Raw genomic sequence first — 1,301 nt, 5'->3', positions numbered from 1 at the left:
GTTCAAAGCGGGTGACGAGAATCGAACTCGCGACAACAGCTTGGAAGGCTGTAGTTTTACCACTAAACTACACCCGCATAAAAACAAATATGGCGCGAGACGGAATCGAACCGCCGACACATGGAGCTTCAATCCATTGCTCTACCAACTGAGCTACCGAGCCTTATTGCGGGAGCAGGATTTGAACCTACGACCTTCGGGTTATGAGCCCGACGAGCTACCGAGCTGCTCCATCCCGCGTTAATAATAAAGGAGGATGTGGGATTCGAACCCACGCACGCTTTTACACGCCTGACGGTTTTCAAGACCGTTCCCTTCAGCCGGACTTGGGTAATCCTCCATAGTATTTAATGGACCTTGTAGGACTTGAACCTACGACCACTCGGTTATGAGCCGAGAGCTCTAACCAGCTGAGCTAAAGGTCCAACAAGATCATTATAGCGGCGAAGGGGATCGAACCCCCGACCTCCCGGGTATGAACCGGACGCTCTAGCCAGCTGAGCTACACCGCCATCAATCGGGAAGACAGGATTCGAACCTGCGACACCTTGGTCCCAAACCAAGTACTCTACCAAGCTGAGCTACTTCCCGAGTTAAATAGAAAAAATGCACCCTAGAGGAGTCGAACCTCTAACCGCCTGATTCGTAGTCAGGTACTCTATCCAGTTGAGCTAAGGGTGCTCTTTATATGCCGAGGACCGGGATCGAACCGGTACGATCGTTACCAATCGCAGGATTTTAAGTCCTGTGCGTCTGCCAGTTCCGCCACCCCGGCCTCTCTAAGCGAACGACGGGATTCGAACCCGCGACCCCCACCTTGGCAAGGTGGTGTTCTACCACTGAACTACGTTCGCATCGACCTCTTGGTTATATTAAAAAAATGCCGGCTACATGACTTGAACACGCGACCCTCTGATTACAAATCAGATGCTCTACCAACTGAGCTAAGCCGGCTTATTTCTATTATGCGGGTTAAGGGACTTGAACCCCCACGCCGTTAAGCGCCAGATCCTAAATCTGGTGCGTCTGCCAATTCCGCCAAACCCGCAATGATGACCCGTACTGGGCTCGAACCAGTGACCCATTGATTAAAAGTCAATTGCTCTACCAACTGAGCTAACGAGTCTAAAATAACTTACGTTATCTTAAACGGTCCCGACGGGAATCGAACCCGCGATCTTCGCCGTGACAGGGCGACGTGATAACCGCTACACTACGGGACCTATGGGAGTTAACGGGATCGAACCGCTGACCCTCTGCTTGTAAGGCAGATGCTCTCCCAGCTGAGCTAAACTCCCTTT

General features: G+C 51.7%; 15 tRNA genes. All 15 read right to left on the bottom strand.

Annotation, left to right across the window (positions count from 1 at the left end):
• Positions 1-6: 6 nt before the first annotated feature.
• The 15 genes from M1R56_RS09980 to M1R56_RS09910 all read right to left on the bottom strand — a co-directional run bounded on the left by M1R56_RS09980 (position 7) and on the right by M1R56_RS09910 (position 1,298).
• Positions 7-77 (bottom strand) — tRNA-Gly (locus M1R56_RS09980).
• Positions 78-90: 13 nt separating this feature from the next.
• Positions 91-163 (bottom strand) — tRNA-Phe (locus M1R56_RS09975).
• Positions 164-166: 3 nt separating this feature from the next.
• A tRNA-Met gene (locus tag M1R56_RS09970) sits at positions 167-240 on the bottom strand.
• A gap of 10 nt (positions 241-250) precedes the next feature.
• Positions 251-340: transfer RNA gene (locus M1R56_RS09965), tRNA-Ser, on the bottom strand.
• Positions 341-351: 11 nt separating this feature from the next.
• Positions 352-425: transfer RNA gene (locus M1R56_RS09960), tRNA-Ile, on the bottom strand.
• Between the two features lie 13 nt (positions 426-438).
• Positions 439-512 (bottom strand) — tRNA-Met (locus M1R56_RS09955).
• Between the two features lie 5 nt (positions 513-517).
• A tRNA-Pro gene (locus M1R56_RS09950) sits at positions 518-591 on the bottom strand.
• A 16-nt stretch (positions 592-607) separates the two neighbouring features.
• Positions 608-681, bottom strand: a tRNA-Arg gene (locus M1R56_RS09945).
• 8 nt (positions 682-689) lie between these two features.
• Positions 690-775 (bottom strand) — tRNA-Leu (locus M1R56_RS09940).
• A 7-nt stretch (positions 776-782) separates the two neighbouring features.
• Positions 783-854, bottom strand: a tRNA-Gly gene (locus M1R56_RS09935).
• A gap of 27 nt (positions 855-881) precedes the next feature.
• A tRNA-Thr gene (locus M1R56_RS09930) sits at positions 882-954 on the bottom strand.
• 12 nt (positions 955-966) lie between these two features.
• A tRNA-Leu gene (locus M1R56_RS09925) sits at positions 967-1,048 on the bottom strand.
• A 5-nt stretch (positions 1,049-1,053) separates the two neighbouring features.
• Positions 1,054-1,126: transfer RNA gene (locus tag M1R56_RS09920), tRNA-Lys, on the bottom strand.
• Between the two features lie 24 nt (positions 1,127-1,150).
• A tRNA-Asp gene (locus M1R56_RS09915) sits at positions 1,151-1,223 on the bottom strand.
• A gap of 2 nt (positions 1,224-1,225) precedes the next feature.
• Positions 1,226-1,298, bottom strand: a tRNA-Val gene (locus M1R56_RS09910).
• Positions 1,299-1,301: the final 3 nt, after the last annotated feature.

Origin of the sequence: Streptococcus sp. oral taxon 431, from assembly GCF_023115445.1 — a bacterium.
In the GTDB taxonomy this organism is placed as follows: Bacteria; Bacillota; Bacilli; order Lactobacillales; family Streptococcaceae; genus Streptococcus.
Note: the sequence above shows the minus strand (reverse complement) of the source record. Positions and strands in the feature narration are given on the sequence as shown.